The following is a 17,440-nucleotide window of genomic DNA, read 5'->3' as shown; positions in this document are numbered from 1 at the left end:
ATATACTGTATTCGACGCAAGGAAGGTGGGTTATGGCTGCTGTCAAAGTACTAAGCTTGAGCGCTCTGGCAATTCTTATCAGTGGTTGCCAAAGCTGGCAGTTTGAGGATATCGAAGAATTACCACCTACAGCGGCAATCCCGGAAACCAGCGAATCAGGAAAAGTAGACGCCTGGTATTTTGATGGGATATCCGGTAACTATGTTCAAAATCTGCTGGATGCCGACAAATACCCCGATTCCCCCGATGAAATCACAGAGCTTACTGAGCTTCGCCAAGCCAACAGCCGTGCGAATAACTATGGCACTCTGATTCGAGGCTTTATTGAGCCACCGCAAACAGGCGAATACACCTTCCAGATCAGCGGGGATGACCAGACCTTATTCCTGTTGTCCGACTCCGAAAGCCCCGAAGGCGCTATTCAGATCGCCGCTACCATGTCGACTCCGCTTGACAACTTTACCCGCTACGCCTCACAAACATCGGGGGTACAGTACCTGGAAGCCGGTAAAAGATACTACTTCGAACTCCGACACAAGGAGGGCGGATGGGACGATCATTTCACTGTAGCTTGGTCTGGCCCTGGCTTTTCGCGCCGGGTGATCGGAGGAAATGCGCTTCATAGCTGGGCTACGCAAGCCACCGGCACAACACCTGAACTGACATCCGAAGAGGCCTACCACCTCGGGTACCGGATTGGCTTCTTCGACGCCGAACAGGGGCTCTCATTCAGCAGTACCTATCCCCCACTGGATGTGGATGGGGACAAACTCTACGACAATTGGGAAATCGTCTACGGTCTGGACCCGTCAAACCCTGGCGACGCGGCCTCCGACAGTGACAATGATTTATTAACGGCACTGGATGAATTCTGGGCTCGTACAAACCCGGAAACAGACGATACCGACAATGACGGTCTGCCGGACGGCTATGAGTTCGCCTACGGCCTTGACCCCACTAACCCGGGCGATGCCAATGCGGACCCAGATGATGACGGCTACACCATGCTCCAAGAGTACGAAGCTGGGACTGACCCAACAGATCGGAACGACTTTCCGGAGCCCCAGGAAATTTACGCCTCCGGTTTTGTAGGTCAGTATTTTACCGGAACCGAATTTGACAACTTTATTTACAGCCAACGGGATGCCCAGATCGACTTTAACTGGGGCAACGGCAGCCCCTCGTCAGAGATTCCTAAGGACCGGTTCAGCGTTCGATGGCAGGGTTGGTTTACCCCACCCCATGCCAGCGGCTCACGGGAATATACGTTCTCAACAACTACGGACGATGGGGTCAGACTTCTTGTAGATAACACCGTGCTGATCAACCAATGGAAGAACCAGTCCCCCAGCAGTTATTCAGCCTCAGCCGACCTTGAGGCTGGAACTCCGGTTGCGATCACCATGGAATACTTTGAATTTGGGTGGGGCGCCACCGCCAAGCTGGACATCCTGGATTCCATAACCGGAGAAACACTCGTTACTTCGGAAGCTATCCAGCACCTGTCGCTGGACAGTGACTACGCTAACAGTTCACTAAGTGATGGGATAGACGACCTATACAAGCTGCGATATGGGCTCCCTCTGATGCAGCCCACGGCAAACCTCGTGCTCAATAGCAGCGGCGTAACGGTCCTGGAAGCGTACCAGTCCGGCTTACACCCCTATACGCTCGAAACCGTTGCAGAACCTGACTCACCAATCACCAGCCTCCCCGACGGATCAGGCGGTGACAGAGGAAGTGTCAGCTTATCCTGGACCCCTCCCGGCACCCGGGTGGACGGTAGCAGTATCTCACTGAGTGAGATCGACCGATACCGAATCAACTACGGGCAAGATGCGAACGACCTGACAGAAGTTCTGGAAGTGCCTGCAGGCACAACCTCTACCACGGTAACCGGCCTTATGACCGGATCATGGTACTTTACCATTCAGGTTATAGACATCAACGGACTGAGTAGCGAGCCTTCTGACCCAGTTGAACACAGGATTGAATAACAGAACGTTTGTCGAATTATTTTACAACGCCTCCGGACCGACAAACAAAACCACTTATTTTTCATGGAGTTAAAAGTTGGCACGATGCCTGCTTTAATATAATCGACGTAAAATAAAGACCGCTCACCGGAGGAGTGACTTAAATGAAAAAACTAACTCAAAGCCTAGCGCTGGTTGCCGCCGTAGGTTTCGCAGGCGTAGCTCAGGCAGCCTATATCGATGCAGTTGCCAACGGAAATGCCCCTGGCGCTCCTGCTGAGCAAACCGTGCCCGGCGATAACGACTATGCAACACGGATTAGTGGTACCTGGACCGCAGATGCCCCACTCTATAGTGTAGGCGATTCTGTAATGTTCGGTCACAATCTCATCTCAACAACGACTGATGCGTTCAGGCTCACTTTTACCTATTTGGGCAAGCAAGCGAACGACAACAACCAGTTCTACTGGGGCAACCAACTGGTATTTGACACCCAGAGCACCCCTGACGACCAGTTCAGTGCGGTTTTCAGTGGTGGACTCAACAGCTTGCTGGATTTCAGTTTCATCAACGGTAGCGGCGTTACCGTTAACAACGATGCCAGCAACGGCAGCCAGTTCCTGGATGTCAACAAACCAAACTCCAGCACCAACTTCAACCTGTTTTACGTCAGCGAAGACTATTTCCTGATCAGCTTTGACGACGGCTACGTTGGTGATGACAACCACGATGATATGGTTATCGCAGTTCGTGCAACAAAAGTTCCGGAGCCCGGCACTCTCGCATTGCTTGGCCTCGGCCTTGCCGGCATTGCAGTTAGAATGAAAGGCCGTAAAAAAGCCTGACACTGACCTCTGTGCTAATCTGAATAAACCCTGCATATGCAGGGTTTATTTTTACAGTTCAGGAAGAAAATGGATGTACTGATCGTTTATCCCAGCAGCGGCCGAGGGCTACAGAAAGATGCCCTCATTTTAGACACCGCACTCCAGGCACTTGGCCATCATTGCAGCCATCGCAAGTTACCGCCGACTCCTCGCTGGCGTTCCCGATTATCGGACTATCGATTCAAAGCCCTGAAACAATACGCCCCCCGGTTTCTGGAAGCACTGTACTACCGATTTCGGATAGGGCTACCCAGTCGCCTGAGAAAATCTGATCCCACAGACCTGGTCATCCATCTTGAGAATATCCGAACCTCGGAGCTAGCCTCTGGAACTCGCCACTGGCTTATCCCTAATCAGGAATGGTTTATCGAGTCCCGGCTTCCTTACCTCGCCTTCGTAGATCGCGTTCTCTGCAAAACCCGGCACGCCATCCCCATCTTCTCAGCACTCCATCCCACGTCGGCATACCTGGGTTTCACCGGTGGAGAACCCCCTCAAGACGAGCCGACAGAGAAAAAAGACTATGGTTTATTTCTGCATGTCGCCGGCAACAGCCAGTTCAAAGGAACCGATACAGTCATTGCCTGTTGGAAAAAACACCCTGAGTGGCCAAAACTCGTGGTCGTCTCTCAGCACCATGAGCTGCCACAAGAGCATTTTCCCAATATCGTTATCAAGCGTAATCTCGAAGATTCTGAACTGGAAGCTCTATGGCAGCGGGCTGGCTTTGCCCTACTCCCTTCAGAAGTAGAGGGCTACGGACAGGTAGTGGCCGAAGCCCTTGCTCACGGCTGCATTACCATCACGACCGATGCCCCCCCTATGAATGAGTTGATTCAGGAAGACCGGGGGCTCCTCGTACCCGTCAAAACACAACTGAGCTACAGACTCGGTACCCGCTACCTCATTTCCCAGCAAGACCTTGAACAAACGGTATCGTCAGCTTTAGAACTGAATATAAAGACTCTGACACAAAAGGCACAAGCCTCTTCAGAGTGGTACTTAAACAACCACCGCGAGTTTCTTCTTCGGCTGCAAGAGCAACTCAACCACCTTTCTTAAGGACCTCACGATCTATCTGCTTCAGAACCAGGGGGAAGGTTGCCTCTACAAAGCGACCCAAGGTGATGGGCACGTCACACGCATCACATGCAACACCTGAAATCAGCAGCGAAGCATCATCACGGCCACTAAAAAACCCCGAAATCTGAGCAAGTTTCGCACGCCACTGATCCGTTTCCCATTGCCCTTGAACCAAATAACTGTAACCTAAATGGACACGCTGTCCCGAAACCCGGTGCTTTAACGTGACCCCCTGCACCTGTATACCCAGCTCATTCTCAACATCAAAAAAGTTCTCCGGGATCCAATAATCAGCATCATACAACCGGTTACTGTATTGGATCAGCTCCGCTCTCGGCCGCTGAAACTCATAGGTGAATGCCCCCAAGTAATAGGTTGTACTCACTCCACTGCCGTCTCTCGCCTGTTGGCGGTCAAACATTGTTTGAGCATAGACACGGTCAGGATGGCGGATGATCGGCCTCCACCCTTCAAGCCCCGGTTTGAAAATGGGGGCGAATTGCTCACTGGCATCTAGCGCATAGATCTCCGGCTTCACGGATACCAATGAACGCTGCTCCGGGAGCGAGATCCAGGCCCCAAGCCCTAACACAACAATCAATGCTACGGCCAATGTTGCATTGCCCCCTATCGATTGCTCTGGGGAAGCGCTTACCGTTTCTCCAGAAACGATATCATCATCGCGTTTTTCAAGCTTACGGGCCAGAAAATAAAGTGGCACCAAGGTTCCTGCAAAAACCCACCAACCAAAGTTATCGTGATCCTCAATCAGACTGGACTGCATGTTGGTCTCATAGCCCATGTAGATGATCACAAACACGCGAATCCAGTTTGCGACCAAGGCAAAGGCAACACCCAGAAAGAAAAGCGTAAGGCGCGAACGCCATCGGGACAGGTACAACTCACCATAAATCAGAACCAAAGCCTGCCCTACCAGTAAGTAACGGAGCCCGGAACACCCATGAGCGACCTCAAACGTTCCTACGCCAATGAGGTAAACAAAAACCCCTTCTACCTCAAAGTCGATACTGAAGAACCCCAAAAGAAACTTATTAATGGCTACGGTGATTAACTGGAGCGTCCAGGCCAGAAAGTCCCAGACGGGAAGTGTCAGAAACACGAGCCCGGGCGGTATTAGAAACCACTTTGCCTGCCTCCACCCCATCAACGTGACGCACGCACTAAACATCAAAGGAACAAGAACCAGATGCTGAAGAGCCTGGAGCCGTATGAGCCCGCCAACCCAGTAAACCGCAAGACAAATAATAAATGGAATTACCCATAACGGGGCAAAGCCAGGTGTAACTGGGTGCTGCCGTGATACCCGCGCCGTTATAAACAGGGCCACCGCAACCAGCAGAAACCCATGAGAGTATGACTCATCAAGTTTAAACCAGCGTAGAACAATACCTTCCCATGTTGGATAGGTCACCAAGACCAATAACCCCAGAACCACCAGAAATGGCCAGAGGCGAACCATCAAAGCTTTCGAAGGCATCCCTTCCCTAGTCATGACATCACCTGCTCAAAGACGAAAAAAACGATTAATTGATGACACTAAACTTGGCGGCAAGCACCCTTTCGCACCGTAGGCAAACTTAAGGACTGGGGAGCGCACATACTCCACAGTGGTAAAGGCCACACGCTCCCCTTTGAAATGGTCTTTGTAGAAAGTATTCTTGCCGGAACCCGCTAACAGATCGTAACTGAGAACATCCGGCCGATTAAATGCCTGCTCAATGGCGTAACCCAAGTGTAAAGTACCGAGAGATACCTTGCCGTGGAGGCCTTCGGCAAAGCCAGCCTGGAGATTATAAATTCGGTTACCCGCACGAATATCGTAAAGTACAGAGACAACTTCACCCCCGGACTTCAGTACCGAAAGCCCAGCACTTTGCCCCCCCCCAAGACGCGACAGAAAAGCCTTGTGAAACCGCAAAGCATGCTCGTCAAAGCACGGCTTACCCCAGCGTTGCCCATGAAAGTGGTTCAGCCAAGCCAGAAATTCACCAGGATTCTGACAGTCTTCATAAGTTCCATTCAACGCGCTCTGGAACAAAGATCGACGGTTGTATACCTTAAGACGGGTGTTTTTACCCAAGCGAGCCAACCAATCCTGAAAGGCACCATTCACAGGCACAACCACGCCTTCCGATTCACTCCTGACCAGCCGGGACATCCCCAACTTACTACATATGCCGGACTCCACCATCATCATCGACCTGGCAGAAGCGTCAGCAAAAATCATTTCATCCCAGTCCAGCTCACCCAGATACCTGGCTAATGCCTCCAGAACGGCCTGCTGACTCCGGCGATCCACAATCATTCCAACGTACTCAGTACGCACAGTAGGACCCAATTTCCAGGCATTACCAACGACGTGTACGCGACGAACACTCCAACCCAGAGGTGTCCTGACAGCACTCAGGTAAAACGGGGCAATACCAACCAGATTATCCTCACCGTCGGTCACCGCCAAAAGCAGCAATTCAAGACTGAGCGCTTTCCCCCAGGTTTCCCACCAGGAAACCTGCCAGGCCCAACTCATAAACAGTGGATCTGCGTTACTCTGCCCCAGCAATGTATCCCAGCGCACCTGCAACGAGAAAAACTCGGCTTCAGTCATCCTGCGGACGGTGTAACTCACCCTCGCCTCCCAAAAACCGGCGACAAAATGACCTTACCGGCAAACCACCAAGGGCCCCTCCAGAACGGGTCGAGTGCCACAGAACAGAGCAGATGCTTCAACGCTGGGACACTCCGGCCAACCGAAAGTTCATACCGCCCCTTACGGACATGGAAATAACTTAGCCCCCGCCGTGCTTCATTTCTGGCCACAGCCCCGGGAAACGCTTTAAGAAAACCTCTTATGAGCTGCTCATTTGCCCAAAACCGTTTATCTTTATCGGAGGATATCTGATCCTCCATTACCCGATAGTATCCAAGAACCTCCGGCACATAGAGGAACTGATAACGAGTAGAAAAGCGCAGCCACAGCCCGTAATCCTCAGCCAACCGATCTGCCTTGTCGAACCCTCCCATCTCGGCAAAGCAGCGCTTCCTGGTCATCGTGGTGTTCATACTTACAAAGTTATCTCTAAGAAGCTGGGGGGTAATATGACCGGAATAACGCTTCATCCGGTTAACACCTAGCTCTTTTCCAGCAGCGTCAATTGCGATGTAGTCCCCGTAAACAATATCGGCATGATGGTTTTCATTGAACGCCCTGAGTGACACTTCGAGCTTGGTTTCCACCCAGGCGTTATCGGAATCCAGAAAACAGATGTATTGGCCCCGCGCCTCATCAATACCCCGGTTTCGGGCAACACTTTGCCCCTGATTTTCCTGATAAAAATACTTTACACGGGGGTCGCTGAGGTAACGCTGCATAAGCTCTTCGGTACCATCGGTGGAGCCGTCATCCACTACAATCAGCTCAAAATCGGCCATAGACTGCGCCAGTACGCTTTCCACAGCAACGGGCAAATAATCAGCCCGGTTAAAGGTAGGGGTAACAACAGACACAAGAGGATTTGAAGACATGACGGTTCTACTTCCCTGCCCCGATCATCATCGTTATTTTAATGTCACGGCCAAGAATGCACGCCAGACATTAAACTCCGTTGGAGCATACCTGAGTGCTCTCATGATTTCCCCGAGGCCGGCCCTTTTCTCTCCAACTGATCCAAGATAACGGCCCTTACGGACGTAAAAATACGCAAAACCCTGATCAAACTCCTTTGAACTCAATGCCTCTGGATAGTCTCTACGGAAATCTCGAATGATGTTTTCATTTACCTGAAAACGGCGCGTCTTATCCGACGAAATCTGGTCGTCCATTACGCGGTACCAAGCCCAGTATTCGGGCTCATAACGAAATTCATACTTTGCCGAAAATCTCAGCCACAGATCATAGTCATCCGCAACCCGACGCTTCCCACTCATTCCTCCCATTTCGTCAAAACAACGCCGTCTTGCCATCGTGGTATTCATTGCCACGCAGTTGTCCCTGATCATGCACGCGGCAATTTTTCCGGAATATCTGGTCATATTCTTTCGGCTGACCTCTTTCCCATGCTCATCGATGATCACGTTGTCGCCATACAGTATGTCTACTCCCGGATGCTCATCGAACAGACGGAGTTGGTTTTCCAGCTTATCCAAGGGCCAGTAATTGTCAGAGTCCAGGAAACAGATAAAGTCCCCCGAAGACTCGGCCAGAGCGACATTTCTAGCTACACTTTGCCCCTGGTTTTCCTGCTGAAAAAGACGAACCCGATTGTCTTCAAGAAACGGCTGCAACAACTCAACGGTATTGTCAGTAGACCCATCATCGACAATCAGGAACTCAAAGTGTGGATAGCTTTGCGCCATCACACTTTCAACCGCTTCAACAATGAACTCAGCCCTGTTAAACGTGGGCGTGATAATACTAATCAGAGGTTTTTTAACCGACATTCGCCGTCTTCCTTGTCTTTGATTCTTTCATTCCAGGTTTCCCGGGCAGACTGCAACAACTCACCATCGGAGTCGCCTCCCATAACAAACCAATCGCTGGCGCAATGTTCACAGTCCTGGGAGGAAAACTGCTCCGGAGATGCCCAAACATAAAAACGTGGCTGCTCCCTACCCTGGTAGAATCCGTAAGCCTTCATTGCCTGTTTAATCTCTCGATCAGAGGTCATCACAGAATATGACGCGGCATCCGCCCAGCCAGATAAAATTGCCTTGACCATAGCGCCCTTGAGCGCTGGCCCCTGAGCAGGGCCAAGATAATCCACCCAGCGAACCTGGTTACACTCAGCCCGAACTACACCCAGTGCTTGTAATTGTCCGTTCGAATCTCTCAGGCTGACAAACTGATATGAAGCAAAAGGGTGTTGCTGATAACGCCACTTCAGATAGGAAGCATCCCTGACCACCGTTTTTCCATATCCCTTTGCCACACTAGACCACAGCTGATCAATGTCCTCCCCCGGTGGCAGGCAAGATGATATAGAAGGAACCATAACTGCTGGCCGCACAGTCGGGTTGAACAGCTGGGTCGCCAGTTGGAGAATCATGAGTGCGCAATCGCGGCCCGTACGAGGTTTCTTGATTTTCCTGAGAAAATGCAGATCGTTGCTTGAGTGCCAGCCCATTTTTTTAAGCACAATAGCTGCAACCGGGCTAATACCAAACGACATAAATAGCGAAGAACGACGAGCTAACTCTTCCTTGATCAACCGCCCGACACCTTGCCCCCGATAATCCTCTGCAACCTTGAAATCACAGCTCCACATTGCCCGCGCAGGTTGTCCACTCCAAAGAATCGAGACGGGAACAACGCCGTTAAACCCCACAACTCGCCCGTATTCTTCTGCAATAACGGGGTTAAACCCATACTCAGAAGCCCCAGGGTTCTCGAGAAACTGGTAATTCCAGATATCACTCTTGAAAGCGACATCAGAGAATAAACTTAACACCTGCTCTCGGTGGCGTGCATCTTCATAGGGTTTGATCTCAACCACCCGTGCGCTCCAGCCAGGCCAGAAACATCAGAATGCTCCAAAGCTCAGCAGAATAATCTTCCCGCCCTGTAAGGTGCTCCTGCCAATAGGCATTCACGATTGAGCGATCCAGATAATCCTGCTTCTCAAAAACAGAAGGCTGCAATAAAGCCTCCGCCCAAGGGCGCAATGGCCCGCGTAACCATTGCCCGACGGGTACAGCAAACCCCTGCTTGGGCCTATCAACCAGCGACCGTGGAACATGGCGGTATAACACGCTACGTAACACCTGTTTGCCAACGCCGCCTTTTAGGTTATAGCTCAAGGGCAACGACAGTGCGAAGGAAACCACTTCCGGGCTTAACATCGGTATTCGGGTTTCCAGGCTGCAGGCCATCGCCGCCCGGTCTACCTTCACCAGAATGTCATCGGGCAGGTACCAATTCAGATCCCGCCACATCAACGTTTTCAGGTCATCCGCCGGAACACCAGGGGGCATCGGCTGATTCAGCCCATACATAGGTTCCTGAACACCTTGAGGAAAGCATTCTGGCTCATTCCAGAAGGAGACAGATTGCCGATAAAATTCCGACAGATCCGAAGCCGAAGCCGAAGCCAGCGCCCGCTCAGCTTTCAGACGATGACGAATCGCAAGCGTCGATCGCCCCCTCTGAGAAGGCGCCAGCGCCCGGATAGCCTGAGCCGTTGGAACCTCTGGTAACCGGGCCAGGCAGCGTCTGGCAACGCCACCAGCACTGTTTCGAGCCTGCCAACGGTTAGAAACCGAAGGATACCGTGTGTAGCCACAGAACAACTCATCACCGCCATCCCCCGACAGCGCAACCGTTACATGTTTCCGGGTCATCTGACTGACAAGAAATGTGGGCAGTTGCGACGAATCTGCGAAAGGCTCGTCGTACAGCTCCGGTAGCCGAGGCACCAGGCTCAATGCATCATCAGGCGTTACATACAGCTCGGTATGATCAGTACCTAGATGTCTAGCAACCTCGGCGGCATGCTGAGCTTCGTTGAAACCAGGTTCATCAAACCCAATGCTGAAGGTTTTGACATTCTGGTTTGCCCGGGCCTGCATGAGGGCAACCACAGTGGAGGAGTCAATCCCACCTGAGAGAAAGGCACCCAAAGGGACATCCGATACCATTTGGTCTTCAATCACGCTCCCGAGCAAAGACTCCAGCTGATCACTGGCAGCCTCAAAGCTTTCCGGAGCCCGCCCCTCCCTAAAACACTCCTCCAGGCGCCAATAACGCTGTGGTTCCGGTAGCGAGCCCGGCGTGGACTCATCCAGACAAAAGGTAACCAGTGATGCCGGAGGTAACTTGAAAATCCCTTTATGAATACTGATTGGTGCTGGTATCACATTGTGCCTTAGCAACAAAGCGAGCGCCCCCGGCTCTATACCACCATGCCACGCCGGATGTGCCCGAAGCGCCTTAAGCTCGGAACCAAACATGAGAGTGCTGTTTTGCCAACCGTAATAAAGCGGCTTTTCGCCCATTCGGTCACGGGCAAGCACCAACGTTCTTTCCCGGAGATCAACCAGAGCAAAAGCAAACATACCAGAAAATCGAGGCAAGCTAGCCTCCAGCCCCCAGCACTCTATGGCATTGAGCATCACCTCGGTATCAGAATGCCCACGGAACGAACAGCCATTGCCCTCCAGCTCAGATCTGAGCTGCCTGAAATTATAGATTTCTCCATTGAAGGCAATAACAAACCGGCCACTGGCCGAGGCCATAGGCTGAGCCCCCGCCGGCGACAAATCCTGAATAGCCAACCGCCTGTGTACCAGGCCAACACCCAGCTCGGGCCCTACCCAAACACCGGCATCGTCCGGCCCCCGGTGAATGATAGCCTCACCCATACGCTCAAGGGTTTCCTCGGGGGCTCGACCCACATCCCTGCTTACGAATCCTGCAAAGCCACACATGGACTACTTCCTTCCTGCAATGCGAGCCAGTCGATCGCCCACGTAATCCCGTTCATCCCGGTTAAGCACCAGCAACCAAAAGGCTGCCAGCCAGCCCAAGCTACCCAAGACAGCCCCAAGCATGATATGGCTATAGGAGTCGTACACTAGGTATTCACCAAGCGACAGGATAATCAGCGCCATCAAACCCGCCGGCAAGAACCCAGGCAACACAGACGCCCGCAGATATTGCCTGACTGGCAACTCCAGATGCCGACAGGTATACCGAAGATACAATGGCACAAAAATCAACCCGGGAACGACCGAAGCAAAGGCGACCCCCTCTAGTCCAAACGGATGAACCAAAACAAGGCTGAGGCCGATATTTAATGCAGCGGCCAAAGGCGTGAGGCGAGCAAAGATTCCATGCTTGTTGATAGCCGTGAGATAGCGACTGGCAAATGGGTTGATGAATGGCAATATAGTAAAGAAAACCAGAAACAGAATAAGCCACTTGGCTTTTTCACCAAACTCCGGGCCTAGCCATACCGAGATAAACGGCGCACCAAGCAACAGAGCACCAGTGCCCATAGCAAACAAAATGCTAACAACGTAACGGGATGAAATGAGGAAAACTTGCCGAATAGTCTCATTTTCTGCCTTTGCACTCAGGCCGCTGAACAGAGGCATAAAGGCATGAGTTAATGTCCACCCCAAGCCGCGTATGTGCTGAGTCAAATTAGCTGGAATGCTGTAAAAAGGCACCATCGCCGGCCCCATTATCACCCCAATAACCAAAACATCCGTGGCATTCTCCACTCGGGTGGCAATCCCCTGAATGAACGACTTAAATCCAAAAACGATCAGTTCCCGCAAGCGGCTAGAAGAAAACGTACCCATCTGTGCGCGAATAGATCCATAAGCTGGCCTTGAAAGTATCCACATAAATAAAAGGTATTTTATCGTCAGACCAATCGCATTAATCGTTGCAAGAAGAACCAAACCATTTTCCGGAGTGATAAAGCTATACAACAGGACAGAACCAACAACAGAATTTATAATCGTTACGTTATTCTTTAGGTAATATTTCTGAAATCCTTCCAAATAGCTTTCTGCAACATACCCCGGGAAAGAGATCAGTAGATAGGCACCAATAATAATAAGGAATAAAGTATATTTTTGATTGGCGTCATAATTCGGGGATAAACCGCTGGAAAACCAAACACCCCAGCAGAAAAAAAATAAAAATAATAGAACACCCACGATAGCCATGAATACAAGAGCAGACATATAAACCGACTGGAGGGCCTCCTCATCGTCTTCTGCAAGATGCTTGGCAGCGTATCGGCTAATTGCTGGACGAAGCCCTAGGTCCAAGATCCCCATATAGCCAATCACAGCACCAATCATCTCCCATAATCCATAATCGTACTTGCCAAGGTTATGGACAAAAACCGGTGTCATCACGAAAGTGATAATAAGTTTAACAAACATTACGAGAACGTTTGAGCCGGTGTTAACAAGCAGGGTACGAATCATTGATTTATGACCCTACAAGTTGATCATAAAGTGCTCGAAGTTCCTGAGCCGGCCTATCTATGCGGAACCGTTCCACGGCTATGGGTTGGTAATCGATAAATGCCTGCTTACTGCTTTGCTCAGCCTCAGCCCTAATCAGATTCGCCAACCCGCCATCGTCTCCCGGCCGGAACGTGCGGGCGGGACTACCAGCGACAACCTCCCGCAACCCGATGCAATTGGATGATAGAAGCGGGATACCGGCGGATAGGACCTCCATCGCCAATAAGCCACAGGCCTCCCACCGAGAGGGCATCGCAACCATATCGACTGCCTTAATCATCGAAGGCATATTGTCAGTGCCTGGCATTTGTATGAAATGTTCAGAAAGCCCCTTTTCTTCTATATATTGATAGTCTTCTCGGATATAGCCTCCCCAACCGAAGGTTACAACCTTTGGCAAAGGCTGAAATCCGGTTGACTTGAGTCGTTCTATTGCATCAACCAGGGTTCGGAATCCTTTCTGCCCCATGAACCTACCAAAGAATCCGATAAGACGCGTATCTTCCCCCTCGCCCAACAGTGCCCTAAGCTCCGAAGCGGGTTCGTTCGCAAAGTAATCAGTATCAACCCCGTGTAAAACCGGATAGAGTCGCTTGCCCGGTACGTTCGGAAAAAATGTCCGAAAGTTTTCTGTAGCATCCTCCGTAACAGTATGAATAGCGTCGATGCGCTGGAACAGGCGAGCCATCGCGAACTTTTTTGCTGAGCCTATTCCACCGTGGAACTGCGAATCCAAAAAAACATCATGAGCTGTCATCAAATGCCTTCGTTTTAACCCTATTCTGGAAACCTCTGTGAGCAAACCAGCTCCGAAACCATGGGAGTGGACTAAATCAGAAGACGTCTTTTTCAAAAGCTTTCTAAGCTCTCTCACGAAAGACAACGGGTCCTCAGGAGACTCGACGAGCCTGATCTTATTTTCCCCCAAGCATTTATTTAAATAATCAGACAACCCATGATCTGGCGCAAACAAGGTGAAAACACAGTCTTTATAGCACTCTTCCCCATATATATACCTGAAAAAGGTTTTTATACCTCCACCAGGCTGCAAAGCAGTCATAAGAACATCCATATCTAAACCTTCACAAGAAAACTATAAGACTCTATTTCTAACTTTATTCGCCAACCTAAATCTGGAACCATGATGGGTAACATTACTTCCAGAGCAACATCCAGACTTCCCTTCAACCTTTTCCAAAGCCAAATTATAAAAAGCTATAACTAAACCAGCAAACAAATACCAATAGTATTGAGACAAACCCCAATAATTTATACTATAAACTGCATACATCCAAAACAAAGTTATTAACGACTTATTCAATCTAGAATAAAAATCAAGACTATCCAAATTTAGCTTTGAGAAACTGGACCTTACAAAAAAAAGCTTCTTTATTATTTTCGAAAGAAAAGCCATGAAAATCAGAAAACCAACAATTCCTAGCTCTATGAGCACTTCAGCATAAAGATTATGGCTAGCCTGGCGAGCACCCAACTTATGGACTTTCGCCTCAGGTGTCGTACCAAGACCGTGACCAAAGATTGGCCTGCTCATCCCCAGCTTAAACTCATTAACCATACCTCTGATCCGACCTTCTGCTGAAGCCCCCCCTTCAGCATCTCGATCAATCAGAGATAAGTATCGCTCCTTCTGAACTGGTGTCATAACCGAAAAAGCTAGAACTGCTGCCAAGACCCCAACGATTAGTAGTCGGAACTTGCTTTTTGACTCTTTGAATACAAAAAAAGCAACGACAATAAGTGCGATAAATCCACCTCGGGACATCGTCAATATGAGGGCGTATAGTAGCATCGGCATTAGAAGCAAATAGAGTGATTTTGCTTTCCAACTAAGCGGCCAAAGCAAGTAATGAAGAAATGGAATAGCCGTCGCTATAACAAACCCTAATTCATTAGGATTAATGACATCAGCAGGAGCTCCAGCAAGTCTATTTGCAAACTCTTTTGAACTTAAGTAAGTCGAACTCCCCCAATACCCACTTGTAATATTAAGGTAAAGCGGCTCCAAAACCCGAAAAATTTGACAACCGACAAAAACAAACAAAAAAATCTTAAGACGTCTCTCGGTATCGACAAATATGGCCACGAAGAAAAGAAAAACTGATGCCTTTACGAAGGGGTCAAGATTTGTCCTAACGACACTCCCTGGCCACTCAACAAATGGAATAGATATTATAATATAACCAATAAGAACAAAAAAACCCTTAAAAACCGGGTCATCCATTTTATGCTTAAATTTATCCTTCTGAGAAAACAAAAGTACCAGAAGAATTAAAACCTCTATTAACGTAGGACGAATAACACCATAAGCAGGAAACCGTGCAGAAAATCTAATAAAAAAATCGATAACAAAATAAAGGAAGAAATAGAAAGTGAAAGCACTTACCAGCAACCCCGACACTTTACTCTTAGGAGACCACCCAAAACTGCTCCTGCTTAAGGTCATGAGATAAGCTCGCTATAAACATCCTGATGCTTCTCTAGCATTACTTTATCACTAAATCTAGCCTCAGATGATGCCAGTGCCGACGCCCCGATTTTATCTCTCAGGGCTTTATCAAGAACCAGCTTCATAAGACCATCTGAAAGCGCACTAATATTACCGCACTCATAGAGATATCCGGATACGCCGTGCTCAACTGCTTCAGGGTTTCCACCAACTGAACTACAAACCACTGGAAGGCCAGCTCGCATATACTCCACAATGGAATTAGAGAACCCCTCCGACTCCGAACAAAGCAGTCCAATGTCAAAGCCGGGTAAGCAATCGGCAACATCTGAACGACGCCCCAAGAAATGAACCCGCTCTCCCACACCCAAAGCTTCAGCCGTTTGGCTCAACCCACTATGGTCACCATCACCCACTACGACCAAATGTAGATTGCCGCTCCTTTGGACTACCGTAGCCAAAGCAGTTATCGCATCGGAGATTCTTTTTAGTGGACGAATATTTGCTACAATCACACCAAAAACAGCATCAGGATACTGTTTACGCAACAAGAGAACCTCATCAGGGATCGAGACCCGCTCAATCTTTGCCTCGTAACCATTATAAATGACGTTTATTTCATCTCGTGAAATTCTTTCACTATTGGACACTATATCCTTCACAGCGTCGCTGTTGGCAATTACGGAGGAGACAAGACGTCCCGATAAACGCAATAAGAAAAGGTACTTTCGCGTGTACCAATACCCCATATCCCTTCGCGATATAATCGCATGAATTCCAAACGGTTTAAATATAAACGGACACATGATTGACGGATCGATAAAAAATGCATGAACGATTTTCCCACCACTCTTCCGAAACTTTTTGGCTACCTTGCAAAGTGCAAACCACGCCAACGGGTTGGTGAGGCCGGAACGCCCTAAGACGGTATAATTGCAGGGAAAACCGTTCTGCTTCAGGTAAACGGAGTCCTGAAACACTAAAAGGTGGGGAGAAAACCGGCTTCGATCAAGCCCTTGAACCAACTGGTAGAGCTGTCCCTCAGTGCCGGCGTGAGGATTCTTGAAACTATCGATCACGTACAGAATAGGTACGGGCATTTCTTTGACCCTATAAAAACTGTTCTTAAATTTTGGAACCGAGCAATACCCTAGCTGCTCTTAAAGGGTCGAGGAATCCCGAAGCAGTGAGATAGCCAAGCGAACGCCACTTTTGACCACGCGTCCAGTAAACCTGGCCGAGCCTATAGTTTATCACTGCCTTGCGTTTTCGTATTGTGCATTTTTCATATGGATAACGATTTTTTGCTCGCTTAAGAATCTGCATACCAGTGCGCCAACGAGTCTCCAGACCATTTGCGCTGATTGATTCGCCGTGCTTTCGGTAAAAAAAAGCAACTTCAGGAAGGAACGCCACTTTAAATTCTTCCATGATACGCAGCGCCATGTCATGATCCTGGCCAGCTCTAAAGGACTCTTCAAACATTCCGACCCTGGTGAATACTGAGCGCCTTATCAGGGAGCCTCCCGGTAGTGCCATATAACAATCAAGAAGAAGATTATTAGGATCACTTGTTTCAGTATGGCTATCGCCGGGAACCTTGAATAGAAAACGGCCTTCGGCATCGACGGCGTGTCCTTGACCGTAGACCATACCGACATTCTTAAATTTCTCAAGAAATGCAATCTGTTGCTCTATCTTTCTTGGGGCAAAATAGTCATCACTATCTAAAATAGATACATAGTCTCCAACGCAATGTAGAATCCCCAAATTGAGCGACCTTGACTGCCCCTTATTTTCATGATCAGGATGAGTAAAAAGTCTTATTCGCCCAGAAGCCTCAAAACGGCGTAACAATGTCAGACTGTCATCCGTTGATCCATCATCTACTACAATTATCTCTATGGGCTTATAGCTCTGCAAGCAAGCGGACTCAATAGCTTGCTCAATATACTTGGCACGATTATAGGATGGAACTATAACCGACACCAGTGGCCTTTCATTCATTTAATCACCTAATTTAATCT

Annotated in this window: 14 protein-coding genes; 3 read left to right on the top strand and 11 right to left on the bottom strand. The window is 49.4% G+C overall.

Translation table 11 applies throughout. The annotated features are described in order from the left end of the window. The first annotated feature begins 32 nt into the window (after nucleotides 1-32). From K325_RS0105755 to K325_RS0105745, 3 genes are all read left to right on the top strand, one after another. Nucleotides 33-1,997 carry a PA14 domain-containing protein gene (locus tag K325_RS0105755; protein ID WP_029653315.1) on the top strand — a complete coding sequence of 655 codons (1,965 nt, stop codon included), beginning with the start codon at nucleotides 33-35 and terminating at the stop codon, nucleotides 1,995-1,997. Nucleotides 1,998-2,140: 143 nt separating this feature from the next. Continuing rightward, nucleotides 2,141-2,821, top strand: coding sequence for a PEP-CTERM sorting domain-containing protein (locus tag K325_RS18785; RefSeq protein ID WP_029653314.1), 681 nt, complete (start codon nucleotides 2,141-2,143; stop codon nucleotides 2,819-2,821). A gap of 69 nt (nucleotides 2,822-2,890) precedes the next feature. Continuing rightward, complete coding sequence (locus tag K325_RS0105745; protein ID WP_029653313.1) at nucleotides 2,891-3,925, top strand: glycosyltransferase; 1,035 nt, start codon at nucleotides 2,891-2,893, stop codon at nucleotides 3,923-3,925. On the opposite strand, the gene K325_RS0105740 is transcribed toward K325_RS0105745, so the two are convergent. Genes K325_RS0105740 through K325_RS0105695 form a run of 11 tightly spaced genes read right to left on the bottom strand, consistent with a single transcriptional unit; the run spans nucleotide 3,909 to nucleotide 17,420 of the window. Next, complete coding sequence (locus K325_RS0105740) at nucleotides 3,909-5,459, bottom strand: exosortase/archaeosortase family protein (RefSeq protein ID WP_029653312.1); 1,551 nt, start codon at nucleotides 5,457-5,459, stop codon at nucleotides 3,909-3,911. The genes K325_RS0105745 and K325_RS0105740 overlap by 17 nt on opposite strands. 12 nt (nucleotides 5,460-5,471) lie before the next feature. Then, nucleotides 5,472-6,593, bottom strand: coding sequence for a GNAT family N-acetyltransferase (locus tag K325_RS0105735; protein ID WP_029653311.1), 1,122 nt, complete (start codon nucleotides 6,591-6,593; stop codon nucleotides 5,472-5,474). Beyond that, a complete protein-coding gene (locus K325_RS0105730) occupies nucleotides 6,590-7,489 on the bottom strand; it encodes a glycosyltransferase family 2 protein (protein WP_036193133.1) in 900 nt (299 codons plus the stop codon). The genes K325_RS0105735 and K325_RS0105730 overlap by 4 nt, the downstream gene beginning before the upstream one ends. A 33-nt stretch (nucleotides 7,490-7,522) precedes the next feature. Continuing rightward, nucleotides 7,523-8,404 carry a glycosyltransferase gene (locus K325_RS0105725; RefSeq protein WP_029653309.1) on the bottom strand — a complete coding sequence of 294 codons (882 nt, stop codon included), beginning with the start codon at nucleotides 8,402-8,404 and terminating at the stop codon, nucleotides 7,523-7,525. Further along, entirely contained in the window at nucleotides 8,383-9,456 is a 1,074-nt protein-coding gene (locus K325_RS18555; RefSeq protein ID WP_156836573.1) for a GNAT family N-acetyltransferase, read from the bottom strand. Before K325_RS18555 ends, K325_RS0105725 begins: the two co-directional genes overlap by 22 nt. Then, entirely contained in the window at nucleotides 9,449-11,386 is a 1,938-nt protein-coding gene (gene asnB, locus K325_RS0105720; RefSeq protein ID WP_029653308.1) for an asparagine synthase (glutamine-hydrolyzing), read from the bottom strand. The genes K325_RS18555 and asnB overlap by 8 nt, the downstream gene beginning before the upstream one ends. Nucleotides 11,387-11,389: 3 nt before the next feature. Continuing rightward, nucleotides 11,390-12,904: an oligosaccharide flippase family protein gene (locus tag K325_RS0105715; RefSeq protein WP_029653307.1), complete on the bottom strand. Its 1,515-nt coding sequence runs from the start codon at nucleotides 12,902-12,904 to the stop codon at nucleotides 11,390-11,392. Nucleotides 12,905-12,908: 4 nt separating this feature from the next. After that, the gene (locus K325_RS0105710) at nucleotides 12,909-14,018 is read right to left on the bottom strand and encodes a glycosyltransferase family 4 protein (protein WP_029653306.1); all 1,110 of its coding nucleotides are present in this window, start codon (nucleotides 14,016-14,018) and stop codon (nucleotides 12,909-12,911) included. Between the two features lie 21 nt (nucleotides 14,019-14,039). Further along, nucleotides 14,040-15,365, bottom strand: coding sequence for an O-antigen ligase family protein (locus K325_RS0105705; protein ID WP_228128396.1), 1,326 nt, complete (start codon nucleotides 15,363-15,365; stop codon nucleotides 14,040-14,042). Between the two features lie 41 nt (nucleotides 15,366-15,406). Then, nucleotides 15,407-16,513 (bottom strand): glycosyltransferase, encoded by a 1,107-nt coding sequence (locus K325_RS0105700; protein ID WP_029653304.1) that lies wholly within the window; start codon nucleotides 16,511-16,513, stop codon nucleotides 15,407-15,409. Nucleotides 16,514-16,538: 25 nt separating this feature from the next. Then, nucleotides 16,539-17,420, bottom strand: a complete 882-nt coding sequence (locus K325_RS0105695; RefSeq protein ID WP_029653303.1) for a glycosyltransferase family 2 protein — start codon at nucleotides 17,418-17,420, stop codon at nucleotides 16,539-16,541. Between the last annotated feature and the right edge of the window lie 20 nt (nucleotides 17,421-17,440).

Source organism: Marinobacter daepoensis DSM 16072 (assembly GCF_000421165.1).
Lineage (GTDB): Bacteria > Pseudomonadota > Gammaproteobacteria > Pseudomonadales > Oleiphilaceae > Marinobacter > Marinobacter daepoensis.
This window is presented reverse-complemented; position numbering and strand designations above follow the sequence as displayed.